The sequence below is a fragment of the Pantoea agglomerans genome (genome assembly GCF_020149765.1).
Lineage (GTDB): Bacteria > Pseudomonadota > Gammaproteobacteria > Enterobacterales > Enterobacteriaceae > Pantoea > Pantoea alvi.
This window is the reverse complement of sequence record NZ_CP083809.1, coordinates 779,108-805,401: the sequence shown is the minus strand read 5'-3', so window position 1 is coordinate 805,401 and position 26,294 is coordinate 779,108. Positions and strand designations below refer to the sequence as shown.

Genomic DNA, 26,294 nt, shown 5'->3' with positions numbered 1-26,294 from the left:
CTCAGTACAAGTTAGTCAATCCTAAGACAAACAACGCGCGAAAAGTTCGCGCGTTGCTCGTGAAACTTACTTCGCTAAACGCTTCTGGTGATCCTGCGCGGCCTTAACAAAGCCGGCGAACAGCGGATGACCGTCGCGCGGTGTTGACGTGAACTCCGGGTGGAACTGGCAAGCCACAAACCAGGGGTGGTTCGGGATCTCGATGATCTCGACCAGCTGGTCGTCGCCAGAACGTCCGGCAATGCGCAGCCCTGCGGCTTCAATCGGCTTCAGCAGCAGATTGTTGACTTCGTAGCGGTGGCGATGGCGCTCAACAATGGTATCGGAACCGTACAGCTGACGGACTTTGCTGTCCGGCGTCAGCTGGCACTGCTGGCTGCCGAGGCGCATGGTGCCGCCCAGGTCGCTGGTTTCCGTACGCTGTTCCACATTGCCGTTTTCGTCGCGCCATTCGGTGATTAACGCCACCACCGGGTATTTACAGTCTGGCACAAATTCAGTGGAGTTGGCGCCTTCCATCCCGACGACGTTGCGCGCGAACTCCATCAGCGCAACCTGCATGCCGAGGCAGATGCCCAGATAAGGCACGTTGTTTTCGCGCGCGTACTGCGCGGTCATCAGCTTGCCTTCCACGCCACGGTAGCCGAAGCCGCCGGGGATCAGAATCGCATCCAGATCTTTCAAAATTTCGACGCCGCGCGTCTCAACGTCCTGCGAATCGATCAGCTTGATATTGACCGTTACGCGATTTTTCAGGCCGCCGTGCTTCAGCGCTTCAATCACCGATTTATAGGCGTCCGGCAGTTCAACATATTTGCCGACCATGCCGATGGTCACTTCGCCGCCCGGATTGGCCTCTTCGTAGATTACCTGTTCCCACTCGGACAGGTTAGCTTCCGGCGCATTGAGGTTGAAGCGCTTGCAGATATAGTCATCCAGACCCTGCGATTTCAGCAGGCCCGGGATTTTGTAGATGGAATCGACATCTTTCAGCGAGATAACCGCTTTTTCCGGCACGTTACAGAACAGCGCAATTTTGGCGCGTTCGTTAGCCGGTACGGCGCGGTCGGAACGGCAGATCAGCACGTCCGGCTGGATGCCGATAGAGAGCAGCTCTTTTACCGAGTGCTGGGTCGGCTTGGTTTTCACTTCGCCCGCCGCCGCCATATAAGGCACCAGCGTCAGGTGCATATACATGGTGTGTTCGCGACCGACGTCAACCGCCATCTGGCGAATCGCCTCCAGGAACGGCAGCGATTCGATATCGCCAACGGTGCCACCAATCTCTACCAGCACCACGTCGTGACCTTCGCCACCTTCGATAATGCGTTCTTTAATGGCGTTGGTGATATGCGGGATAACCTGAATGGTCGCGCCGAGATAGTCGCCGCGGCGCTCTTTACGCAGCACTTCAGAGTAGATACGACCCGTGGTGAAGTTGTTGCGGCGCGTCATTTTGGTGCGGATGAAGCGCTCGTAGTGACCCAAATCCAAATCGGTTTCGGCCCCGTCGTCGGTGACAAAGACTTCACCGTGCTGGGTAGGGCTCATGGTGCCCGGATCGACGTTGATGTAGGGATCCAGCTTCATGATGGTCACGTTGAGACCACGTGCTTCGAGAATGGCTGCGAGGGAGGCTGCGGCAATGCCTTTACCCAGAGAGGAAACGACCCCGCCGGTCACAAAAATATAATTCGTTGTCATGCTGAACCTGAGAGTTTAGGTTTAAAGACGGTGGAATAACCAGGACGGGAAAACAGTATACCTGAAACCCCTGTTAGCCACAATTGATGAATCACCGCCATCCTCCAACGCATTGCAGCGGGTAACATAGCGGATAGCGGCCAGGGAAATGTTGACGCAGGTCACAACTTTTTTCTCACGCTGAATCGAGTAAGCGCGACCGGCTAAATTGTATGCGCTGCTGGAATAATCAGCTTTTTTCGCCTTGCTTAACCTGCTGCCAGGCCGCTTCCATCTGCTCCAGCGTGGCGTCCGGCATAGCGAGCCCCTGGGCGGCAATAATCGCCTCCACGGCGCGGAAACGGCGCTCGAACTTGTCATTCGCCTTTTGCAGCGCGGTTTCCGCTTTGCTGCCCAGATGGCGCGACAGATTGACCGTGGCGAACAGCAGATCGCCGATCTCCTCCTCCAGCTTGTGCGGATCGATAGTCGCCTGCTGCGCCTCGTGCATCACTTCATCAATCTCTTCATGCACTTTATCCAGCACCGGGCCGATGGAGGTCCAGTCAAAGCCGACGTTATGGCAGCGCTTCTGGATTTTATGCGCGCGCATCAGCGCCGGCAGCGCTTTGGGGATGTCGTCGAGCGCCGAATGCTGCGCTTTTTCCGCCCGCTCTGCGCCCTTGATCGCCTCCCAGTTTTTCAGCACTTCCGCGCTGTCCGCGACGCTGGCGTCGCCGAAGATATGGGGATGCCGGCGCTCCAGCTTGTCGCTGATGGCATTGCAGATGTCGTCAAAGTCAAAGCGCTGCTGCTCGCTGGCCATCTGCGCGTAGAACACCACCTGAAACAGCAGATCGCCCAGTTCGCCGCGGAGATCCTCGAAGTCTTCACGCTGGATGGCGTCCAGCACTTCATAGGTCTCTTCCAGCGTATAGGGTGCAATTGAGGCGAAGGTTTGTTCGCGATCCCACGGGCAGCCGCGTTGCGGATCGCGCAGGGTTCGCATAATGCCCAGCAGGCGATCGAGTGCGCTCATAGTCAGTCCTTGTTAAACCGGAGATAAGAGGCGGGATGGGCACGCGCCCATCCCGCAACATCAGTGAAGACGTCGGGCGTCGATGATATCAGGCACCTGGTTCAGCCGCGACAGCACGCGGCCCAGCACCTGCTGATTGTAGATTTCAATATCCATATCGATGGTCGCCAGCTGCTTTTTGGTGTCGCTGCGGCTGGAGACGCCCAGCACGTTGACCTTCTCATTGGCAAGAATGGTGGTGATATCGCGCAGCAGCCCGCTGCGATCGTTGGCGGTAACGCGCACCACCAGCGAGTTGCCGCTGGAGTAGCTTTCGCCCCACACCGCGTCAACGATGCGTTCCGGCGCGTGGGCGCTCAGCTCGGCAAGCTGGTCGCAGTCGGCGCGGTGAATAGAGATGCCGCGCCCCTGGGTGATAAAGCCGACGATATCGTCACCGGGAATCGGCTGGCAGCATCGCGCAATATGGTGCATCAGGTTGCCGACCCCTTCGACCACCACGCGGCCGCTCTCTTTGCGCGCCGGCGGCGTGTAACTTTTCTGCGTCAGCTGGCGCAGCGCCTCGCGATCTTCCTCTTCCGCGCTCGGCTTGTTGAGCTTCGCCTGCAGGAAGTTGACCATCTGGTTGAGGCGAATATCGCCGCCGCCGATCGCCGCCAGCAGCTCGTCGAGCGAGGTGACGTTATAGCGCGGCAGCAGCAGCTTCTCCGCTTCGCGCAGGCTGATATCGAGCTGGTTCAGCTCGCTGTCGAGTATCTGACGGCCCGCCGCGATGTTTTTGTCGCGATCCTGCTTGCGGAACCAGTTATGGATCTTGGCTCGTCCGCGGCTGGTGGTGATATAACCGAGGTTGGGGTTAAGCCAGTCGCGGCTCGGATTGGGCTGTTTCTGGGTGATCACTTCCACCTGATCGCCCATCTGCAGCTGATAGGTAAAGGGCACGATGCGGCCGCCGATCTTGGCGCCGATGCAGCGGTGGCCGATATCGCTGTGAATATGGTAGGCAAAGTCGAGCGGCGTCGATCCAGCGGGCAGATCCACTACGTCGCCTTTTGGGGTAAAGACGTATACGCGATCGTCGAACACCTGGCTGCGCACCTCTTCCAGCATCTCACCGGAGTCGGCCATCTCTTCCTGCCAGGCGATCAGCTTACGCAGCCAGGCGATGCGCCCTTCGTGTCCCGAAGCGCCGCGCGCGCTGCCGGTGCTCGGCCCCTCTTTGTATTTCCAGTGCGCGGCGACCCCCAGCTCGGCATCCTCGTGCATCTGCCGGGTGCGGATCTGAATTTCCACGGTTTTGCCTTTCGGCCCGAGCACCACGGTATGAATCGACTGATAGCCGTTCGGCTTCGGGTTGGCGACATAGTCGTCAAACTCCGCCGGCAGATGGCGGTAGAGGGTATGCACAATGCCGAGCGCGCCGTAGCAGTCCTGCAGACGTTCGGCAACGATGCGCACCGCGCGCACGTCGAAAAGCTCATCGAACGCCAGCGACTTCTTCTGCATCTTGCGCCAGATGCTATAGATATGTTTCGGACGGCCGTAAACCTCGGCGCGCACCCCCTCTTTCACCATCTCTTTGCGCAGCGTATCGACAAAGTTCTCGATGTACTGTTCGCGGTCGATACGGCGCTCGTGCAGCAGTTTGGCGATGCGTTTGTATTCGTCAGGATGCAGGTAGCGGAAGCAGTAATCCTCCAGCTCCCATTTCAGCTGGCCGATGCCGAGCCGGTTGGCGAGGGGCGCATAGATATTGGTGCTCTCTTTGGCCGCCAGCACGCGTTCATCTTCCGGCGCGTCTTTCATCTCGCGCAGGTTCATAATGCGTTCCGCCAGCTTGATCACCACGCAGCGGAAATCTTCCACCATCGCCAGCAGCATGCGGCGCACGTTGTCCACCTGCTCGGAAGCCATGGAGTCGTTGTGGATCGCTTTCAGCTGGCGAATGGCGTCCATATCGCGCACGCCGTGTACCAGCGTAACGATGCCGCTGCCGAAGGTTTCGCTCAGCTCCTCTTCGCTCACCACCTCCGCATTCGCCAGCGGGAAGATCAGCGCGGCGCAGGAGCTTTCGATATCCATGCTAAGCATCGAGAGGATCTCCACCATCTCGATGCCGCGCCACAGCAGCAGCGACTGATCGGGGTGATCCTGCGTCTGGGCTTCGCAATAGCGCCAGGTCTCAGCGATACGTTCACATGATTGCGGGTTGGCAATGCCAAGACTGGCGATCCACTGATCGAGAGCGAACTCCCCTGCCGTATTTAAATGCGCACTTCTGACCGCAACCATATCCTCTCCTGCCACAGCAGCATCAATTGCCGCTTATGTTTTGCTGAACAGCACCATGGATTCGAGATGACGGGTATGAGGGAACATATCCAGCATCGCGACCCTTTCCAGATGGTAGCCCGCCGACAGCAATGTCTGGCTGTCGCGAGCAAGCGTTGTGGGATTACACGAAACATAGACCACGCGCTCCGGCGCAAGTTTAACCAGATGCGCCATCACGCCCGCAGCCCCGGCGCGCGCCGGATCGAGCAATACCTTGTTAAATCCCTGCGCCGCCCATGGCTGGCGCGTGACATCTTCCTCCAGGTTATGCTGGAAAAAGCGGACATTTTTAAGATTATTCAGTTGCGCATTATACGCTGCCTGTCGCACTAATGCTGCAACACCCTCCACACCCACAGCATTTTGTACGATTTTTCCTACAGGGATCGTAAAGTTTCCCATGCCGCAAAAGAGATCGAGCACGCGATCTTCCGGCTGCAGATCGAGCCAGGCGATCGCCTGCGCCACCATCTGCTGGTTAACCGCGTCGTTGACCTGAATAAAGTCCTGCGGGCTAAAGGTCAACCGCACGTCGCCCGAGTGGTAAAAGGGCTCGCCGCCGCGCACCTGCTCCAGCCGCTCGCCATCGTCGAGAAACAGCATCAGCCTCTGCTCATGCGAAAAACGTTCCAGTTTTTCGCGGTCGTCGGCGTGCAGCGCGTCGAGATGGCGCAACACCACCAGCGGCCCGTTATCCGCCAGCACCAGCTCAAGATGCCCCAGCCGGCTGGCCGCCCTGAGCGCGCTAAGGCAGTCGCGCAACGGCAGCAGCAGCGCTTCAAGTTCGGGCGCCAGAATGGGGCAGGTGCGAATCGCCACCAAATCGTTGCTCGCCTCCTGACGAAATCCCATCCGCAGCTCGCGCGTTTTAGGCTGCCACTGCAGGCCGAGGCGCGCGCGACGGCGGTAGCCCCAGGCGGGCCCGGCGAGGATGGCGTCCACCGCGACGGTGCGCTGCGCCGCCTGGCTCAGCATGCGCGACAGCGCCGCCGCTTTGCTGCGCTGCTGCAGCGGCTCGGCGGCATGCTGCTGCTGACAGCCGCCGCAGCGGGTAAAGTGCGGGCAGCGCGGCGTCACGCGCTCCGGGCTAAGGCTGAGCAGCCGCGTCGCCTTGCCGCGCGCGTACTGGCGCTTCTCCTCCACCAGCGTCACTTCCGCCTGTTCGCCGGGCAGCGCGCCGCTGATAAACAGGGTTTTACCCTGATGCCGCGCCACGCCCTGGCCAAAGGGGTCGAGTTCGTCCACGGTAACGGTAATGCGTTGCTTAGTCGTCACGCGCTGTTTTGCGGAGTAAAATTGCGCCATAGTGTTCTACATTCTCAATAAAATTCAGCGTGCGCGCGTTGTTGCGCACAGGATAACGGGTTAAGCCAGCGACTATTATGACGAAATACAGCCTGCGGGCGCGAATGATGATTTTAATTCTGGCGCCGACGTTACTGATTGGGCTGCTGCTTAGCTCGTTTTTCGTGGTGCATCGCTACAACGAACTGCAGCGGCAGGTGGTGGACGCGGGCGCCAGCATCATTGAGCCGCTGGCGGTCTCCAGCGAATACAGTATGACCTGGCACGACCGCGAAGCGCTGCGCGCGCTGGTCAGCCTGCTGCACCGTCGTCATTCCGATATTGTCCGCGCCATTTCCGTGTTCGACAACAATAACCGCCTCTACGTCACCTCGAACAGCAACCAAAACCTCGGCCTGATGCAGAAAGAGGATATCCACGCGCTGCCGGACGACGTCTCGATGGAGCGCCACGGCACGCTGCTGATCCTGCGCACGCCAATTACCGCTGAACACTATGCGACAGATGAACAGCCCAGCGAAGTGGCGAAACCGGCGGGCAATCCGCTCGGCTACGTGGCGATTGAGCTCGATCTTCAGTCGGTGCGTTTGCAGCAGTATAAAGAGGTCTTTGTCGCCACCCTGATGCTGCTGTTCTGTCTCTGCATCGCCATGCTGTTTGCCTACCGCCTGATGCGTGACGTTACCGGCCCGATTCGCAATATGGTTACCACCGTCGACCGCATTCGCCGCGGCCAGCTCGACAGCCGCGTCGAGGGCTATATGCTGGGAGAGCTGAGCATTCTGAAAAACGGCATCAACGCCATGGCGATGTCGCTCACCGCCTACCACGAAGAGATGCAGCACAATATCGATCAGGCGACCTGGGATCTGCGGGAAACGCTGGAGCAGCTTGAAATTCAGAACGTCGAGCTGGACCTGGCGAAAAAGCGCGCCCAGGAAGCGGCGCGCATCAAGTCGGAGTTCCTCGCCAATATGTCTCACGAGCTGCGCACCCCGCTCAACGGCGTGGTCGGCTTTACCCGCCAGATGCTGAAAACCGCGCTCGGTGCCACCCAGCGCGACTATATGCAGACCATTGAGCGCTCGGCGAATAATCTGCTGAGCATTATCAACGACGTGCTCGACTTCTCTAAGCTGGAAGCGGGCAAGCTGGTGCTGGAGTCGATTCCCTTCCCGCTGCGCGCCACCCTGGATGAAACCATTGTGCTGCTGGCGCCGTCGGCGCACGAAAAAGGGCTGGAGCTGACGGTGCTGTGCGACTGCAGCGTGCCGGATAACGTGATTGGTGATCCGCTGCGCCTGCAGCAGATTCTGATCAACCTGCTGGGCAACGCCATTAAGTTTACCGAGCGCGGCACTATCGATCTGCGCGTCGAACAGCGCAACGTCAGCGCCACGCGCGTCGAGCTGGAGATTCAGGTACACGACTCGGGCATCGGCATTTCCGAGCAGCAGCAAACCCAGCTGTTTCAGGCGTTTCGCCAGGCTGACGCCAGCATCTCCCGCCGCCACGGCGGCACCGGGCTGGGTCTGGCGATCACCCAGAAGCTGGTCAGCGAAATGGGCGGCGAGATCGCCTTCCACAGCCGCGTCGATGAAGGCTCGACCTTCTGGGTGCGGATACCGCTCGATCTCAATCCCAACGCGCCGACGCTGCCGCGCGCGCTCGACGCCCTGTCGCGCTCGCGCATGGCCTACGTCGAGGCGCACGCCGCCTCGGCCGACGCGACGCTGAAGATGCTGCGCGTGACGCCGCTGCAGATCGAGCACAGCGAAACGCTGTCGGGGCTGCGCGAGCCGCACTATCCGCTGCTGCTGGTCGGGCTGCCGATTGATATCACGCAGCAGGCGTTGCTGGACGATGCCTTTATCGACGCCCTGCTCAATCGCGCCGACTGCGTGCTGCTGGCGCTGCCGAGCGCCATGATGCTGCTGGCCGATCTGCATACGCGCCAGCGCAGCGAACTGCCCAACGGCGCGCGCCTGCCGCTGCGGGTTATGGCGGTGGATGACAACCCCGCCAACCTCAAGCTGATCGGCGCGCTGCTGGAGGAGAAGGTGCAGCATATCCTGCTGTGCAACAACGCCGAGCAGGCGATCGCCGCGGCGCGCACCCAGCCGCTGGATATTATCCTGATGGATATTCAGATGCCGGAGATCGACGGCATCCGCGCCAGCGAAATTATTCGCAGCCTGCCGCTGCACGCCAGTACGCCGATTGTGGCGGTTACCGCGCACGCCATCGACGGCGAGCGCGAACATCTGATCAAAGCCGGCATGAACGACTATCTGGCGAAGCCGATCGACGAAACCCGACTCAGCCAGCTGCTGGCGCGTTACAGCCCGGCGCTGCCTGCGGTAGCCGCGCCGGTGCCGACGGTTTCGCCTTCGCTCGACTGGGAGCTGGCGCTGCGCCAGGCGGCGAATAAACCCGACCTGGCGCGCGATATGCTGAAGATGCTGCTCGACTTTCTGCCCGAGGTACAGCAGAAGCTCGACGCCTTTATGGCGGCGAAAGATGCGCAGGGCCTGCGCGAAATCATCCATAAGCTGCACGGCAGCGCCAGCTACAGCGGGGTGCCGCGCATGAAGCAGCTCTGCCGCCAGCTGGAGAAAAACCTGCGCCAGAGCGGCGATATCGACGATCTGGAGCCGGAGCTGCTGGAGCTGCAGGATGAGATGGAAAACGTGGCGCGCGAGGCGCGCAGGCTGCTGGGTGAAAGCTAACGTGGCGCACGAGGTGCGCAGGCTACCAGGTGAAAGCTAAAGAGAAGAAAAAAGAGCGCGGCAACAGGCAGCTCAGCGCGCTTTCTGCCGCCACGTCACAACAGCCGTGGCGGCAGGCTAACGCGGCGGCGCTGGCCGGACTCAACCGCATCACACCAGTGCGCGGTTGACTATCGCACCAGAACCGCCTGTTTTAACGCGCGGCGGCTTTTGGTCGCCATAGCCACAGCACCGCGATCGCCAGCGCAAACAGCGCGCCGAAGCCAACGCCGGTCGCCACTGCGGGCGCGCCCGCTTTTACCGCCAGCGTATAGAGCCCCAGCATCACCAGCATGGCGATATTCTCGCCGAAGTTCTGCACCGCAATCGCATTGCCTGCGCCAACGCTCGCCTTACCACGCGCCTGCAGTACCGCATTGAGCGGCACCACAAAAAAGCCGCCCAGCGCGCCAATGACCATCAGCAGCAGGTAGGCGCTCAGCAGTGAATGCTGCAGCGAGAAGATCGCCACCATCACGCCGATCAGCACGCCGGCAGGCATGCAGCGGCGCACCGTCTCCAGCGTAACCAGCTTCGCCGCCGCGCCGGCCCCGGCTACGATGCCGATCGCCACCATCGCGTTAAGCGTGGTCGGCGTGGCGTTGTCGCTGATGCCGAGCGCCACCGGCACCCACAGCACCAGCAGAAAGCGCAGCGTTACGCCTGCGCCCCAGAACAGGCTGGTGCCAAGAATGGAAAAGCGCGTCTCGCCGTTATGCCACAGCGTCGAGCAGGCCTGGAAAAAGCGGCGCAGCATGGCGCCGAGGTGCCAGCTCTGCCCCGGTCGCGCCGCGCTAAGCTTCGGAATCATCAGGTTCGCCGCCACCGCCACCGCGTAGGTGGCTGCGCAGAGCGCCAGCGCCGCCGACAGGCTCCAGTCGGCAAGCGCGCCGCCCGATACCGACCCAAGCAGGATTGCGGCGATGGTAGAGCTTTCCATCATGCCGTTGGCTTTTACCAGCTTCTCGCCGGAAGTCAGCTCGGTGAGAATGCCGTACTTGGCGGGCGAGTAGGCCGCCGCGCCGATGCCTACCAGCGTATAGCCCACAAAAGGATTGAAGCCAGAGCAGATCAGCAGTGCGCCCAGCAGCTTGAGGCTGTTGGCGAACATCATTACCCGGCCTTTGGCGAAGCTGTCCGCCATCTGGCCGACAAAGGGCGCCAGCAGAATATAGGCGGCGACGAACAGCATCTGCATCACCGGCTGGCTCCAGTCGGGATAGAGCTCGCTTTTCAGCAGCGCCAGGGTGGCAAAAAGCAGCGCGTTGTCGCCAAAGGCGGAAAAAAACTGCGCGCACATTACCGCCAGCATGCCGCGCGATCGCAGGGATAGCGCCTGCGCCTCTGGACTCTTCATGCCTGCTCCTCTTCTGCCAGCTGTTTCAGGCTGACATAGTCCGGCTTGCCGCTGCCCAGCATCGGCAGCTGTTTCATCACGCGGATATCGCGCGGCACGGCCAGCTCCGGCGCGCCCAGCTCGCGCGCCGCTTTCTGCAGCGCGTCGCGCTTGAGTTCGGCGTCGGTGGTAAACAGCACCAGCGCTTCGCCGCGGTTGCCGTCGGCGCGCAGCGACGCCGCGTGCTGCTTCTCCGGCGACGCTTTCAGGGCGATCTGCTCGACGCTCTCCAGCGACACCATCTCACCGGCAATCTTGGCGAAGCGTTTGGCGCGCCCCTGAATCTGACAGAAGCCGCCTTCGTCAAAGCTGACGATATCGCCGGTATCGTACCAGCCCGCCTCCAGCTGCCCTTCGCCGTTGTCGGCGGCGGGCGCTTCCAGCACGCCGGGGTTCTCAACCCGCAGGTAGCCCTTCATGATGTTCGGCCCGCGCAGCTGCAGCCGACCGCCCTGCTCGATGCCCTCTACCGACATCAGACGCGAATCCATGCCCGGCAGAATACGGCCCACGGTGTGCGGTTTCGCCGCCATCGGCACGTTGATTGCCACCACCGGCGCGCACTCGGTCACGCCGTAGCCCTCAAGAATGCGGATGCCGTACTTCTCCATATAGATCTGGCGCGTCGCTTCCTGCAGCTTCTCCGCGCCCGCCACCACATAGCGCACGCGGGCGAAATCGTAAGGCGCGGCAAAGCGCGCATAGTTGCCGAGAAAGGTCGAGGTGCCGAACAGCACGGTGCAGTTGCGGTCGTAGACCAGCTCCGGCACGATGCGATAGTGCAGCGGGCTGGGGTAGAGAAATACCTGCGCGCCGGTCATCAGCGGCGTAAACAGCCCCACCGTCAGACCGAAGGCGTGGAACAGCGGCAGCGCCGACATAAACTTATCGCGCGGGGTAAAGTCCGCCACGGTGCGGATCTGCTCCACGTTCGCCAGCAGGCTTTTATGGGAATGCACCACGCCTTTGGGGTTGCCTTCCGAGCCGGAAGTGAACAGCACCATCGCCGCCTCTTCCGGCTGGCGCGCCACCTGCGCGCGGCGCGGCAGCAGCAGGTGTGCCAGGATCCAGAGCTTGTCCTGGGTGGTCACGGTGTCGCGCAGATCCTCCAGATAGATCCACTCAACCCCGGTCAGCCCCTGCGGCAGATGCCAGAGGTTGCCCTTCTCCAGAAACTGGCGCGAGGTAAAGACGGTTTTCACCTGCGACGCGGTCAGCGCCGCGCCCATGCCCTTGACCCCGGCGGTGTAGTTAAGCATCGCCGGCACGCGCCCGCGCATCGACGCGCCGAGAATTGCCGCCGCGGTCACCGTCGCGTTGGGCAGCAGCAGGCCGACAATCTCACCCGGCTGGCTGTAGCGCTCAAGAATGCGCCCGACGCCGAGCGCCTTTTTCAGCAGCCCGGTATAGCTGTCGGGCTGCATATTGACATCTTCGATGCAGGGCTTAAACGCGCCGTAGCGGGTGCGGGCGTTAAGGAAGGCGTCATAGAGCGTTTCGCGCGGGCGCACCGCCATGCGCGCCTCCATCATAATATGGTGCAGGTGCTCGCCCGCGAGCTGGCGCCGGTCGCGCGCCCGCTTCGCCTCCGGCATCGGAATGCGCGTCGCCGGCAGGATGGTCAGGGTGATACGGGGAAAAAGACGGCGCTTAAAGACCCCCGCCAGGCGGCCGAAAGGGGTGTACTCGGCCCCCTCGATGCGCATCGGCACCACGTTGGCCTGGGATTTGGCGGCGACGAAACCCGCGCCGCTGTAGATCTTCATCAGCGAGCCGGTGACGGTAATGCGCCCTTCCGGGAAGATCACCACCGGGCGGCCGCTGTCGATCAGCCGCACCAGCTGCTTGATCGACATCGGCCGGGTTGGATCGAGTGGAACGAAATCGATCAGCGACTTCACCAGCCGCATATACCACCGCTCGCTCACGGCGGAGTAAACGGCGAAAACCGGCCTGACCGGCAGGAACAGCGCCAGCAGCACGCCGTCAAGAAAAGACATATGGTTCGGCGCGATCAGCACTTTGTCCTGATGCAGCGCGGCGGCGTCGCCGCGCAGTTCCACCCGCCACAACAGACGGCAGAGTAGACGAAAAAATCTAAACAACATGCCAGCTCCTTAGCATCGTTAAAAAGGTTACTAACGATGCAGGATCTGGCGTCGTTCGACAAGCGTCAAGGCGCGATTTAGGGCGTCGGCTGCCAGCCGCCGCCGAGCGCGGCGATCAGCGCTACGCTGGTGACCCACTGCGTGCTTTGCAGCGACAGCAGGCTCTGCTGCGCGCTCAGGCTGCTGGTTTCAGTGGTGGCGACGTCGAGATAGTCGATCATGCCCGCTTCATACTGGTTGCGCGTTACGCGCGCCGACTCGCGCGCGGCGTCGGTGGCGCGCTGCTGGGCCCCCAGCTCCTCGGTGAGGGTGTTCAGCTCCACCAGATCGTCCTCGACTTCCTGCATCGCCGTCAGCACCGCCAGCCGATAGCTGGCGACGCTGGCGTCGTAGGCGGCGCGCGCCTGATCCACCTTCGCCGAGGTGGCGCCGAAGTCGAGCAGCGTGCCGCTCAGATCGGGGCCGAGCGACCAGACGCGGTAAGGCAGCGAGAAGAGATTACGCAGCGCCGAGGCGCTGGTGCCGCCGCTGGCGCTCAGCGTCAAATCGGGATAGTAGCCAGCTATCGCCACGCCGACCACGGCGTTGGCGGCGGCGACGTTGCGCTCGGCATAAGCGATATCGGGTCGGCGCTGCAGCAGCTGCGACGGCAGCGCCTGCGGCAGCGGCGGCAGCGTTGCGGTCAGCTTCGCCGCCGGCAGGCTGAAGTCGGCGGGCGCTTTGCCGATCAGCAGCGCGATGGCGTGCTCCAGCTGGGCACGCTGCCACTGCTGGTCGAGCGCCGAGGCGCGGGCGCTCTCCAGCTGCATCTGCGCCTGGGCCAGGGTGGCGCGCGATTCGCTACCCGCCTGATATTTATTGCCGATGATCTTCAGGTAGCGCTCGTAGGCCGCCACGCTCTGCTGATAGCGGGCGATCTTCTCATCCATAATACGCAGCTGAAAATAGTCCTGCGCCAGCTCCGACTGGGCGCTGAGCGTCACGTTCGCCAGCTCGGCGGCGCTCGCCTGGGCGCTGGCGGCGTTCTCTTCCCGGGTGCGCCGCAGTTTGCCCCACAGATCCACCTCCCAGCTGGCGCTCAGCTGCGCCGAGTTGCTGTTGGTGACGCTGCGCGCGCCGCTGTTGGTTGAACGGGTGCCGCTGCGCGTCCCGCTGGCGTCATAGCCGATGGTCGGGAAGAGCGCGGCGCGCGACTGGGCGGCCAGCGCCTGCGCTTCGCGGTACTGGGCGGCGTAGCTGGCGACATTCTGGTTAGAGATGCTCACCTGCTGCAGCAGGCCGCTCAGGGTGTCGTCGTGATAGACCCGCCACCATTCACCTTTGTTCTGGTCATCCTGCGGCGCGGCGCGCTGCCAGCCTTTGGCCTCTTTATAGTGCAGCGGCACGCTGGCGCTGGGGCGCTGATAGTCGGGGCCGACGGCGCAGCCGCCGAGCAGCAGCAGTAAAGCGAGAGAAAACTTTTTCATTGATCAGGATTCCGCATGGCGCAAGCGGCGCCACTGACGTTGGGTGGCGCGACTCAGGCGGTCGAGCCAGAGGTAGACGACCGGCGTGGTAAACAGGGTCAGCAGCTGGCTCAGCGCCAGCCCGCCCGCGATTGCCATACCGAGCGGGCTGCGCAGATCGGCGTCGCCGCCGCTGCCGAGCGCCAGCGGCAGCGCGCCGAAAAAGGCCGCCAGCGTGGTCATCATAATGGGGCGAAAGCGCATCAGGCACGCCTGCACGATCGCCTGCTGCGGCGACAGGCCGAGACGGCGCTCGGCGTCGAGCGCGAAGTCGATCATCATAATGGCGTTCTTTTTGACGATGCCGATCAGCAGGATGATGCCGATTAGCGCAATCAGCGTGAGCTGCGTGTCGGTGAGCAGCAGCAGCAGCAGCGCGCCGACGCCCGCCGACGGCAGCGTTGAGAGAATGGTCAGCGGATGCACATAGCTCTCGTAGAGCACGCCCAGCACGATATAGACCGCCGCCAGCGCCGCCAGAATCAGCCAGGGCATGGTGGCCGTCAGCTGGCCAAAGGCGGCGGCGGTGCCGGCGAAACCGGCCTGGATGCTGGAAGGCAAACCGAGCTTCGCCATCGCCTGCTTAATCAGCGCCTGCGCCTGCTCCAGCGAGACGCCGTCGTTAAGATTAAAAGCGAGGGTGCTGGTGGCCGACTGCCCCTGATGCGCCACCGACAGCGGCGCGTTGCCGCTGGTCAGGGTCGCGAAGGCGGAGAGCGGCACCCGGTCGCCGCTGTCGTTAATCACGTAGAGCTGCTGCAAAATCGCCGGATCGCGCGTGTAGCTGTCGTTAAGCGACATCACCACGTGATACTGATTCAGCGTGTGATAGAGCGTAGCGACCTGGCGCTGGCTGAAGGCGTTGTTCAGCAGGGTGTCGAGCATCTGCACGTTGACGCCGAGGCGCGTGGCGCGGTCGCGATCGATAGCGATCACCACCTCCTGACCGCCGGTTTGCGAGTCGGAATCGACGCTGTTGAGCTGCGGGATCGCCGCCAGCGCCGCCTGCACTTTCGGCGTCCAGGTGCGCAGCAGATCGAGATCGTCCGCCTGCAGGCTGTACTGATAGCTGGCGTTCGCGCTGCGGCCGCCGATATGCAGATCCTGCGCCGCCATCAGGAACATCTGCGCCCCTGCGATATGGCTGGTTTTCATGCTCAGCCGGTTGGCCACTTCGGTGGCGGTGGCGTCGCGCTGGTCGAGATCCTTCAGCCGCACAAAGAAGTTAGCGCTGTTGCGCGAGCCGAACATGCCGCTGCCCATTGAGGACATCACGCTCTCTACCGCCGGATCGGCCTGAATAATTTTGGTAAACATCAGCATCTTCGGCTTCATCGCCTGAAAGGAGATGTTCTGGTCGGCGCGCAGCGCGCCCATCAGCACGCCGGTATCCTGATTGGGAAAGAAGCCCTTCTGCACCACGGTATAGAGAAACAGATTGAGCAGCACGGTGAGCAGCAGGCTGAGCATCGTCAGCTTCTGGTGGCGCATCACCCAGTCGAGCCCGCGCGCATAGGCCGCCAGCAGCGCATTGAGCCGGTTCTCGATAAACTGATAGAGCGGATGCGGCCGTTTGCTGACGCGCGGCTTGCGCTTCAGCAGCCGCGAGCAGAGCATCGGCGTCAGGCTGAGGGAAACAAACATCGAGATCAGCAGCGACACGGTGAGCGTAATGGCGAACTCGCGGAACAGACGGCCAACGATGCTGCCCATCAGCAGGATGGGAATAAACACCGCGATCAGCGATACCGTCATCGACAGCACGGTAAAGCTCACCTCGCGCGCACCGCGCACCGCCGCGCGCACCGGCCCTGAGCCCTCTTCAATATGGCGCGTGATATTCTCCAGCACTACGATGGCGTCATCCACCACAAAGCCGGTGGAGATAATCAGCGCCATTAGCGACAGGTTGTCGAGGCTGTAGCCCAGCAGATACATCACCGCGCAGGTGCCGATCAGCGACACCGGCAGCGCCAGCGCCGGGATCACCACCGCCTGCAGGTTGCGCAGGAAGACAAACACCACGGCGATCACCAGCAGCACGGCGATCAGCAACGTCTCTTCAGTGTCGTAGAGCGAGGCGCGCACCCCAGGCGAGCGGTCGATCACCACTTTAAGCTGGGTATCGGCGGGCAGATCTCTCTCCAGCGCCGGCAGCTGCGCCTTAATGGCGTCGATGGTGTCGAGCATATTGGCGCCCGCCTGGCGCTTAATGCCGATCATCACCGACGGCGCGGCGTTAAGGAAACCGGCCTGATACTGATCCTCCACCGAGTCGTAGACGGTAGCGACGTCATGCAGCCGCACCGCCTTGCCATCCTGATAGCTGACGATGAGATCGCGATACTGCGCCGCCTTGTCGAGCTGGCCGTTGCTGTCCACCACCCACGACTGGCTGCTGCCCTGCAGCATCCCCTTCGGCAGGTTGGTGGTGCTGCTGGCGATGGCGCTGCGCACCCGATCCAGCGAAATACCGTAGTGGGTCAGCTTCTGTGGCTGCAGATCGATCCGCACCGCCGGCAGCGCGCTGCCCATCAGCGACACCTCGCCCACGCCCTTTACCTGCCCCATCGCCTGCTCAATCTTGCTTTCCGCCAGATCGTAAAGCTCGCCCGCCGAGCGGGTTTCAGAGGTGAGCGCCAGCATCACGATGGGCGCATCGGAAGGGTTAGCTTTGTGGTAGGTCGGCAGCGACTCCATGCTGCTCGGCAGCAGGCTGCGCGAGGCGTTGATCGCCGCCTGCACGTCGCGCGCCGCGCCGTTGATATCGCGGTTCAGCTCAAACTGCAAAATAATATTGGCGGATCCCTGCGAGCTGCTGGAGGTCATTTCGGTGATGCCGGCGATCTGCCCCAGCGCGCGCTCCAGCGGCGTCGCCACCGTCGCCGCCATGGTTTCCGGGCTGGCACCCGCCAGGCTGGCGCTCACCATAATAGTAGGGAAATCGACCTGCGGCAGCGGCGCGACCGGCAGCAGCCGATAGCCGAGGGCGCCGAGCAGCAGAATCGCCAGCGTCAGCAGCAGCGTGGCGACCGGACGGAAAATAAACAGCCGCGTCAGGTTCATGACGCGCCTCGCGACTGCTGCTGGCGGCGTTTCACCCAGGCGTTGCCGCGCTGCGCAAGCGCGTCAAACCAGAGATAGATCACCGGCGTGGAGAAGAGCGTCAGCACCTGGCTGACGATCAAGCCGCCGACGATCACCAGCCCCAGCGGCTGGCGCAGCTCCGCGCCCGATCCCGACGCCAGCATCAGCGGCAGCGCGCCGAGCAGCGCTGCCATGGTGGTCATCAGAATCGGACGAAAGCGCAGCAGGCAGGCTTGATGGATCGCCTCGCGCGGGCTGAGGTGCTGCTTGTTCTCCGCCTCCAGCGCAAAGTCGATCATCATAATGGCGTTCTTCTTCACGATACCGATGAGCAGGATCACGCCAATTAGCGCAATCAGGCTAAATTCGCTGCCCGCCAGCAGCAGCGTCAGCAGCGCGCCGACCGCCGCCGACGGCAGCGTGGAGAGGATGGTCACCGGGTGAATAAAGCTCTCGTAGAGAATGCCCAGCACCACGTACATGGTGAGCAGCGCCGCGAGGATCAGCCACAGGGTGTTGCCGGTGGCGCTCTGGAAGGCGGAGGTTTCGCCCTGGTAGCGCAGCGTAATGCTCGACGGCATCTGCAGCTGCTGCCGCACCTGGGCGATCGCCTTCTGCCCATCCTCCAGCGAGTAGCCGCTGTTGAGGTTAAAGGAGATCATCACCGCCGGGAACTGATTCAGGCGCATATGCATCAGCGAACCGGCGCGCTGGTGGATAGTGGCGACAGCGGTCAGCTTTACCATACCGCTGCTGGTGCTGTCGCTGGCGGAGGTTGACGTCGAGGTCGAGGTCGAGGTCGAAGAGGAGGTTGAGCCTGTCGTCGAACTGTCGCTGGTGGCGGGCTGCAGATAGACATCCTCAAAAGAGGCGGGCGACTGCTGATAAGCGGGCGCCACCTCCAGCACCACGCGATACTGGTTCGACTGGGTAAAGATAGTCGACACCAGACGCTGGCCAAAGGCGTTATAAAGCGCAGTATCGACGTCCGACGCGGTAATGCCGTAGCGCGCCGCTTTATCGCGGTTCAGTTCGACATAGGCCACGCGCCCCTGATCCTGCAAATTGCTTACCACACCGTTAAATTCCGGCCGCTTCTGCAGCGCCGCCACCAGCTGCGGCGACCAGGTCACCAGGTTTTCGCTGTCGGCGTCGTCGAGGGTGAACTGATACTGGCTCGGCGTCACCTGGTCGTTAACCGTCAGATCCTGCGCCGGCTGCATAAAGAGCTGGATGCCCACCACCTGCTTCGCCGCCTGCTGCAGCTGTTTGATCACCGCGTCGGCCTTGTCGTCGCGCTGGTCAAACGACTTCAGGTTGATTTGCAGCCGCCCGCTGTTGAGGCTGGTATTGTTGCCGTCAATGCCGATAGTGGAAGAGACGCTCTCTACCGCCGGATTCGCCAGCACCACCTTCGCCAGCGCCTGCTGACGCTTCGCCATCTCGCTAAAGGAGACATCCTGCGACGCCAGCGTAATGCCCTGGATCAGCCCGGTGTCCTGGGTCGGGAAGAAGCCTTTCGGCACCGCCATATAGAGCAGCGCGGTCAGCGCAAAGGTCGCCAGCGCCACCAGCAGCGTCAGCTTCTGGTGGTTGAGCACCACCGTCAGCAGCCGATCGTAGCCGCGGATCAGCTTGTCGAACAGCTCGCCGCCCTTGCGCGCAAAGCGCGACTGCCGCTCCGGCGGGATATGGCGCAGCAGGTAGGCGCACAGCATCGGCGTCAGGGTCAGCGACACCAGCATTGAGACCAGAATCGACACCGCCAGCGTGATGGCAAACTCGCGGAACAGCCGCCCCACCACGTCGCCCATAAACAGCAGCGGGATCAGCACCGCAATCAGCGAGAAGGTCAGCGAGATAATAGTGAAGCCGATCTGCTGCGACCCTTTCAGCGCCGCCTGCATCGGGGTTTCGCCCTCCTCCAGCCGCCGCGAAATATTTTCTACCACCACGATAGCGTCATCGATAACAAAGCCGGTGGCGATGGTCAGCGCCATCAGCGACAGGTTATTGAGGCTGAAGCCCGCCAGATACATTACGCCGAACGTGCCCACCAGCGACAGCGGCACCGCCACGCTGGGGATCAGCGTCGCCGCCACGTTGCGCAGAAACAGGAAGGTCACCATCACCACCAGCGCGATGGAGAGCATCAGCTCGAACTGCACGTCGCTGATGGAGGCGCGGATGGTCTGGGTGCGGTCAGAGAGAATGGTCATCTTCACGCCGTCCGGCAGCGCGGCCTGCAGGGTCGGCAGCGCCGCCTTGATGTTGTCCACTACCTGGATCACGTTGGCGCCCGGCTGGCGCTGTACGCTGATAACAATTGCCGGGCTGTTGTTGGCCCAGGCGGACTGGAAGCTGTTCTCCGGCCCCTGCTCGATATGGGCGATATCCTTCAGGCGCAGCGCCGCGCCGTTCTGGTAAGTGAGGATCAGGTTGCCGTACTCGTCGGCGGTGCGCAGCTGGTCGTTGGCGTCGATGGTCACCGAGTGATATTTGCCGTCAAAGCCGCCCTTCGAGCCGTTGACGTTGCTGTTGCTAATCAGCGTATTAACGTCTTCCAGCGTCAGATGATGGGCGGCGAGCGCCGTCGGGTTCATCTGCACGCGGATCGCTGGCTGATGGCCGCCCGCCAGCGTCACCATGCCGACGCCGGAGATCTGCGACAGCTTCAGCGCCACGCGGGTATTGACCAGATCCTGCACCTGGGTCAGCGGCAGGTTATCTGAACTGGCCGCCAGGGTGATCACCGCGCTGTCCGCCGGGTTGACCTTTTTATAGGTCGGCGGATTGGGCAGATCGCTCGGCAGTAGATTATTCGCAGCGTTAATCGCCGCCTGCACTTCCTGCTCCGCCACGTCGAGCGAGAGATCGAGGCCGAACTTCAGGGTAATGATGGAGGAGCCGCTGGAGCTGGTGGAGCTCATCTGGCTCAGCCCCGCCATCTGCCCCAGCTGACGCTCCAGCGGCGAGGTGACCGACGAAGCCATCACGTCGGGGCTGGCGCCGGGATAGAGCGTGGTAACCTGAATCGTCGGGTAGTCCACCTGCGGCAGCGCCGAGGTAGAGAGAAATTTATAGGCGAAAATGCCGGCGACCAGCACGCCCACCATCAGCAGGATGGTGGCGACCGGGCGCAGGATAAACAGGCGTGACGGGTTCATTTTGCCTCGGCGGTTGCGGTCGGTTGCGTCTCATCCGCCAGCGCGACTTTGCTGCCGTTGGTCAGGCGATCGATGCCTTCGGTCACCAGGCGATCGCCGGGTTCAACGCCCTTGAGGATCGCCTGCTTGTCGTCACCGAACGCCGGGCCGGCGGAGACCGCTTTGCGCGTCACGCTGTTGTCTTTATTGATAAGGAAGACAAAGCTGCCGTCGCTGCTCAGCTGCAGCGCCTGCGACGGGATCACCGTCGCCCCTTTCAGGGTGCGGGTCTGCAAACGCAGATTAACGAACTGGTTGGCGTAGAGCGCCTCATCCTCGTTGGCGAAGGTCGCCTTCAGCGCCACGGTGCCGGTGCTGGTGTCGATCTGGTTGCTGATGAACTTCACTTCGCCCTGCGCCAGCGCGCGGCTGTTGTCCTGGTCGAACGCGGTGACCGGCAGCGCCTGGCCGCTGTGCAGCGCCTTGATCAGCTCGGGGATATGGCTCTGCGGCACGCTAAAGGTTGCAGCGGCGGGCTGCATCTGGGTAATGGTCACCAGGCCGGTGGTGCTGGAGCTCTGCACCATATTGCCCGGGTCCACCAGCCGCAGCCCGACGCGGCCGCTGACCGGCGCGGTGATGCGCGCATACTCGATGCTCAGCTTCGCGCTGGCGATCTGCGCCTGGTCAGCGGCCACCGCGCCGCGATACTGGCCGACGGTGGCAGTCTGGGTGTCGAGGTCCTGACGCGCCAGCGAGTCCTGCGCGTAGAGCTTGCGGTAGCGCGCCAGCGTCAGCTCGGCGCTTTTCAGCAGCGCCTGATTTTCGCTCAGCTCAGCCTGATACTGATTCAGCGTCGCCTGGAAGCTGCGCGGGTCAATCTGCGCCAGCAGCTGCCCCGCCTCCACTTTCTGCCCTTCGGTGAAATAGACCTTCTCCAGCTGGCCGTCGACGCGGCTGGTGACGGTGACGCTGGCGTTGGGAATCACCGTGCCGAGCGCGTTCAGGTAGACCGGCACGTCGGCGGTGGTCGCCACGCCGCTGTGCACCAGGGTGGCGCCGCCGCCCATCATCGCCATGTCCGGCGGCCCGCCGCGTCCCGCGTGGCGTCCGCCGGGCGGCATCGCCCCCTGCCCTTTGCCGAACGGCAGCACGCGCCAGACGACGCCGGCAATAATCACCATCAGGATTAACAGCAGCAGCCATTTAAGCCAGCGGGAACGGGAAGAGCGGGACGCATTAGTCATGGTTAACATCTTGCCTGGAGTAAAAAGGAAAAAATCCCCTTTTTTTCAGGGGATTATTGAGTCTTTGAATTATCACTTCGCGTATTATCCGCGAAAGCGCGGCTATTTTTCCATCGGCAAACCGTAAGGGTTTCGTTAAGAAAAATCAGGCTTTCCAGCCGCCGCCCAGCGCTTCATACAGCGTAATTTTCTGGTTTAGCTGGCCCAGACGCGCGGCGATCCACGCCTGGCGCGCACTATAGAGCGAACGCTGCGCCACCAACACATTCAGATAGTTGTCAACGCCTTGCTTGTAGCGCAATTCAGAATAGTCGTAATCGCGCTGGTTCGCCGCTACCTCTTTTTCCAGGGCCGCCAGTTGATCCTGCCAGGTGTCCTGTCCGGCCAGCGCGTCGTTCACCTCTTTAAATGCGGTCTGGATCGCCTTCTCATAGTTAGCAACCTCGATGCGCTTCTCGATATGGGCGATATCCAGGTTGGCCTGGTTAACGCCGCCGTCGAAGATCGGCAGGTTGATGGAGGGCACAAAAGACCAGGAAGCGGTGCCGCCCTCCAGCAGATGCCCCAGCGAACTGCTGGTCGAGCCGCCCGACGTGGTCAGCGAGATGCTGGGGAAAAAGGCGGCGCGCGCTGCGCCGATATTGGCGTTGGCCGCCTTCAGCGTATGCTCGGCGGCGATAATGTCCGGGCGGCGCGTCAGCAGATCGGACGGCAGCCCAGCCGGCGTCGCCGGGAAGTCCCAGCGGCTGTTCAGCGTGGCGTTTTTCAGCAGATCGACCGGTAGATCGGCGCCCGCCAGCAAGCGCAGCGCGTCCACATCCTGGCGCACCTGCCGCGTGTAGCTCGCCACGTCCGCCTCGGCGCTGCGCACCGTGCTCTCCGCCTGCGCCACGTCCAGATCGCTACTCACCCCGCCGCGATAGCTGAGCTGCGTCAGCTGGTACGATTTCTGCTGGCTTTGCGCGGTCTGCTGCGCCAGATGCAGCAGATCGTTATCGGAACAGAGCGTCAGCCAGGCCGACGCCACCTGGGCGATCAGCGAAATACGCGTGGCGCGCTCGGTCGCCTCGGTGGAGAGATACTGCTCCTGCGCCTCGTTGCTCAGGCTGCGCAGACGGCCGAAGAAGTCGAGCTCCCACGAGGTGACGCCCAGCCCGGCGTTTAGCTCGTGATAGGTCACCGCGCCGGTGGTTTTGGTGTTGTAGAGATTGGCCGGCTCGTGCGCCGAGGTCTGGCTGGCGGTGGCGCTGATCGACGGCAGCAGCGCGGCGCGGTTGACCTGCACCGTGGCGCGCGCCTGCTCGACGTTGAGCGCCGCGACGCGCAGATCGCGGTTGTTTTGCAGCGACAGCGCGATCAGCTGGCGCATGCCGGCGTCGGTAAAGAAGCTCTGCCACGGCAGATCCGCCACGTTGCCGACCGGCGTCGGCTGGTCGTAGCTCGTCTCTACCGGCATCGCCGGACGATGGTATTCAGGCTGTAAGCTACAGGCCGTAAGCAGCAGAGCCAGCGGCGGCAGCGTCCAGCGAATATTAACGATCATGATTTATTTCCTCAGCGGCCGCGTTGCTCTTCTTACGTGAGAAGAGTTGCGCCACCACCACATAGAACATGGGAACAAAAAAGATGGCGAGGAAGGTGGCGGTAATCATCCCGCCCGCCACCGCCGTGCCGATAGAGTGCTGACTGCCCGCGCCCGCGCCGTTGGATATCGTCAGCGGCAGCACGCCGAGAATAAAGGCCATCGAGGTCATGATGATGGGTCGGATACGCAGCCGCGCCGCCTCGACCGCCGCCTCGACCAGGGTTCTGCCTTCGCGCTCGTGTAGCTCTTTGGCGAACTCGACGATCAGGATGGCGTTTTTCGCCGCCAGTCCGACGGTGGTCAGCAGCCCGACCTGAAAGAAGACGTCGTTCTGCAGGCCGCGCAGCAGCACCGCGCTGATGGTGCCGAGAATGCCGAGCGGCACTACCAGGATCACCGACAGCGGGATCGACCAGCTCTCATAGAGCGCCGCCAGGCAGAGAAACACCACGAGGATCGAGATGGCATAGAGCTGCGTGGTCTGCGAGCCAGACGCCTGCTCCTCATAGGAGATGCCGTACCACTGCACGCGGAAGCCCTTCGGCAGCTTCGCCGCGATCGCTTCAACCGCCTTCATCGCCTCACCGCTGCTGTAGCCCGCCGCCGGCGAGCCCTGTATCTCCTCTGCGGTCATGCCGTTGAAGCGTTCAAAGTGTGGCGAGCCGCTGACCCATTTGCCGCTGGCGAAGGCGGAGAACGGCACCATGGTTCCGCTGCTGTTGCGGAAATACCACTTGTTGAGATCTTCCGGCGTGACGCGCGACGCCGCCTTGCCCATCAGGTAGACCTGCTTGACGCGGCCGTTGTACATAAACTGGTCGATATAGCTGGATCCCCAGGCCACCGATAGCGTGTTATTGATGTCAGTCATGCTGAGGCCGAGCGCGCTGGCGCGTTCGTCGTTGATCTCCAGCTGGAACATCGGCTCATCTTCCATGCCGTTCATGCGCACCTGCGCCAGACGCGGATCCTGGTTCGCCAGCTGCACGAACTGATGAGTCGCGTCCATCATCTGCTGATGGCTGTGCCCGGCGGTATCCTGCAGATAGAAGTCGAAGCCGGTGGCGTTGCCCAGCTCCATCACCGCAGGCGGCACCATGGCAAAGATCCTGGCGTTCGGGTAGCTGGCGAAATGGGCGCTGATGCGCGCCGCCAGCGCCTTGACGCTCTGGCCGCTCTGCGTCCGCTCGCTCCAGTCTTTGGTGCGCACAAAGGCCATGCCGCTGTTCTGCCCGCGTCCGGCAAAGTTAAAGCCGTTGACGCCGAACATGGTGGCGACCACCGAGGCTTCGTTCTTTTGCAGGTAGGCGTTGAGGTCGTTCAGCACCTGCTGCGTGCGCTGCGACGAGGCGTTCACCGGCAGCGTCACCTGCACCATCATCAGCCCCTGATCTTCATCGGGCAGAAAGGTGGTCGGCACGCGGGTGAAGAGGAAGCCGGTGACGCCGACGATCGCCAGATAGATCACGATAAACAGGCCGCGCCGCGAAATCACTTTGCTGACGCCGCGCTGGTAGTGCAGCGTGCCACTGTCGAAATGGCGGTTGAACCAGCCTGCCAGGCCGGTGGTTTTATGCTCCGCCGAGGCGCGCTTCAGCAGCGTGGCGCAGAGCGCCGGGGTGAAAATCAGCGCCATCAGCACCGAGAGCGCCATCGCCGACACGATGGTGATAGAGAACTGGCGATAAATCACGCCGGTCGAGCCGGAGAAAAAGGCCATCGGCAGCAGCACCGCCGAGAGCACCAGCGCGATGCCGAACAGCGCGCCCTGGATCTGCTGCATCGACTTAATGGTGGCGGCTTCTGGATCGAGCCGCTCTTCATGCATCACGCGTTCGACGTTCTCTACCACCACGATGGCGTCATCCACCAGCAGCCCTATCGCCAGCACCATGCCGAACATCGTCAGGGTGTTTACGCTGTAGCCGAAGGCGGCAAGAATGCCGAAGGTGCCGAGCAGCACCACCGGAACCACCATGGTGGTGATCAGCGTGGCACGCAGATTCTGCAGGAAGATCAGCATCACGAAGAAAACCAGCACGATCGCTTCGATCAGGGTTTTCACCACTTCTTCGATCGAGGCGCTCACCACCGGCGAGGTGTCGTAGGGGTAGGTGACCTCGACGTTGTCCGGCAGCGCATCCTTCAGCGAGGCGATAGTGGCGCGCACCGCGTTGGCGGTATCTAGCTCGTTGGCGCCGGTCGCCAGGCGCAGCGCAATGCCGGCGGAGGGCTTGCCGTTCATGATCGAGTCGATGGTGTAGCTCTGCGGCCCCAGCGCCACGCTGGCGACATCCTTCAGGCGGATCTGCGCGCCGTCGCTGTTGACCTTGAGCAGCACGTTTTCAAACTGCTTCACCGTGGTGAAGCGCGACTTACCGAGAATAGTGGCGCTGGTTTTGGCGTCGGGAATGGTCGGCAGGCCGCCGAGCGAGCCGGACGACACCTGCACGTTCTGGTTGCTGATGGCGGTGCTGACGTCGCTCGGCATCAGGTTATATTTGTAGAGTTTCGCCGGATCGAGCCAGATGCGCATCGCATACTCCGAGCCCAGCACCATAAAGTCGCCTACGCCTTTGGTGCGCGAGATGGGATCCTCCAGCTTCGACACCAGCATATCCGCCAGATCGCTGTTGCTCAGCTTGCCGTCTTTCGAGATCAGGCCGATCACCATCATAAAGTTCTTCTGGTACTTGCGGATGCGGATGCCCTGCTGGGTGACGTCGGAAGGAAGCTGAGACTCGGCCAGCGAGACGCGGTCCTGCACCTGCACCTGAGCGATATCGGGGTTGATGCCCTGGTTAAAGGTGGCGATGATCTGCGCGCTGCCGTCGCTGGCGCTGCTCGACTCGAGATAGCGCAGGCCGTCCAGCCCGTTAAGCTGCTGTTCGATCACCTGCACCACGGTGTTCTGTGTGGTTTCCGCGCTGGCGCCTGGATAGGTTACCGAGATCGACACCGCCGGCGGCGAAATATCGGGATACTGATTAACCGGCAGGTTCAGCGCGGCGATGGCGCCGACCAGCATCACGATGATCGCCACAACCCAGGCGAAAATCGGACGCTTGATAAAGAATGTAGACATGACCTC

Annotated in this window: 14 protein-coding genes; 2 read left to right on the top strand and 12 right to left on the bottom strand. The window is 62.3% G+C overall.

Annotation, left to right across the window (positions count from 1 at the left end):
- Positions 1 to 66: 66 nt before the first annotated feature.
- The 4 genes from pyrG to rlmD form a co-directional block, all read right to left on the bottom strand.
- On the bottom strand, positions 67 to 1,704 hold the full coding sequence (pyrG, locus tag LB453_RS06285; RefSeq protein WP_103794805.1) for a glutamine hydrolyzing CTP synthase: 1,638 nt from the start codon (positions 1,702 to 1,704) through the stop codon (positions 67 to 69).
- Positions 1,705 to 1,933: 229 nt separating this feature from the next.
- Positions 1,934 to 2,722, bottom strand: a complete 789-nt coding sequence (gene mazG / locus LB453_RS06280) for a nucleoside triphosphate pyrophosphohydrolase (RefSeq protein WP_103794804.1) — start codon at positions 2,720 to 2,722, stop codon at positions 1,934 to 1,936.
- 60 nt (positions 2,723 to 2,782) lie between these two features.
- Positions 2,783 to 5,014 carry a GTP diphosphokinase gene (gene relA / locus LB453_RS06275; RefSeq protein ID WP_103794803.1) on the bottom strand — a complete coding sequence of 744 codons (2,232 nt, stop codon included), beginning with the start codon at positions 5,012 to 5,014 and terminating at the stop codon, positions 2,783 to 2,785.
- A gap of 33 nt (positions 5,015 to 5,047) precedes the next feature.
- Complete coding sequence (rlmD, locus tag LB453_RS06270; RefSeq protein WP_103794802.1) at positions 5,048 to 6,361, bottom strand: 23S rRNA (uracil(1939)-C(5))-methyltransferase RlmD; 1,314 nt, start codon at positions 6,359 to 6,361, stop codon at positions 5,048 to 5,050.
- Positions 6,362 to 6,438: 77 nt separating this feature from the next.
- Between rlmD and barA the strand changes: the two genes are divergently transcribed.
- Both barA and LB453_RS06260 read left to right on the top strand, forming a co-directional pair.
- A complete protein-coding gene (gene barA / locus LB453_RS06265; protein ID WP_224481619.1) occupies positions 6,439 to 9,090 on the top strand; it encodes a two-component sensor histidine kinase BarA in 2,652 nt (883 codons plus the stop codon).
- A gap of 29 nt (positions 9,091 to 9,119) precedes the next feature.
- Positions 9,120 to 9,260, top strand: coding sequence for a hypothetical protein (locus LB453_RS06260; RefSeq protein WP_158253386.1), 141 nt, complete (start codon positions 9,120 to 9,122; stop codon positions 9,258 to 9,260).
- 23 nt (positions 9,261 to 9,283) lie between these two features.
- Here the strand turns inward: LB453_RS06260 and lplT are convergent, their stop codons facing one another.
- The 8 genes from lplT to LB453_RS06220 form a co-directional block, all read right to left on the bottom strand.
- On the bottom strand, positions 9,284 to 10,486 hold the full coding sequence (gene lplT, locus LB453_RS06255) for a lysophospholipid transporter LplT (RefSeq protein WP_103794800.1): 1,203 nt from the start codon (positions 10,484 to 10,486) through the stop codon (positions 9,284 to 9,286).
- Positions 10,483 to 12,633: a bifunctional acyl-ACP--phospholipid O-acyltransferase/long-chain-fatty-acid--ACP ligase gene (aas, locus tag LB453_RS06250; RefSeq protein WP_103794799.1), complete on the bottom strand. Its 2,151-nt coding sequence runs from the start codon at positions 12,631 to 12,633 to the stop codon at positions 10,483 to 10,485. Before aas ends, lplT begins: the two co-directional genes overlap by 4 nt.
- A gap of 77 nt (positions 12,634 to 12,710) precedes the next feature.
- Positions 12,711 to 14,099 (bottom strand): efflux transporter outer membrane subunit, encoded by a 1,389-nt coding sequence (locus tag LB453_RS06245; protein ID WP_103794798.1) that lies wholly within the window; start codon positions 14,097 to 14,099, stop codon positions 12,711 to 12,713.
- A gap of 3 nt (positions 14,100 to 14,102) precedes the next feature.
- Complete coding sequence (locus LB453_RS06240; RefSeq protein WP_103794797.1) at positions 14,103 to 17,204, bottom strand: efflux RND transporter permease subunit; 3,102 nt, start codon at positions 17,202 to 17,204, stop codon at positions 14,103 to 14,105.
- Positions 17,201 to 20,392 carry an efflux RND transporter permease subunit gene (locus tag LB453_RS06235; protein WP_103794796.1) on the bottom strand — a complete coding sequence of 1,064 codons (3,192 nt, stop codon included), beginning with the start codon at positions 20,390 to 20,392 and terminating at the stop codon, positions 17,201 to 17,203. The genes LB453_RS06240 and LB453_RS06235 overlap by 4 nt, the downstream gene beginning before the upstream one ends.
- Positions 20,389 to 21,618 (bottom strand): MdtA/MuxA family multidrug efflux RND transporter periplasmic adaptor subunit, encoded by a 1,230-nt coding sequence (locus LB453_RS06230; RefSeq protein ID WP_103794795.1) that lies wholly within the window; start codon positions 21,616 to 21,618, stop codon positions 20,389 to 20,391. Before LB453_RS06230 ends, LB453_RS06235 begins: the two co-directional genes overlap by 4 nt.
- A gap of 145 nt (positions 21,619 to 21,763) precedes the next feature.
- The gene (locus LB453_RS06225) at positions 21,764 to 23,161 is read right to left on the bottom strand and encodes an efflux transporter outer membrane subunit (protein WP_103794794.1); all 1,398 of its coding nucleotides are present in this window, start codon (positions 23,159 to 23,161) and stop codon (positions 21,764 to 21,766) included.
- Positions 23,151 to 26,288, bottom strand: a complete 3,138-nt coding sequence (locus tag LB453_RS06220) for an efflux RND transporter permease subunit (RefSeq protein ID WP_103794793.1) — start codon at positions 26,286 to 26,288, stop codon at positions 23,151 to 23,153. Before LB453_RS06220 ends, LB453_RS06225 begins: the two co-directional genes overlap by 11 nt.
- Positions 26,289 to 26,294: the final 6 nt, after the last annotated feature.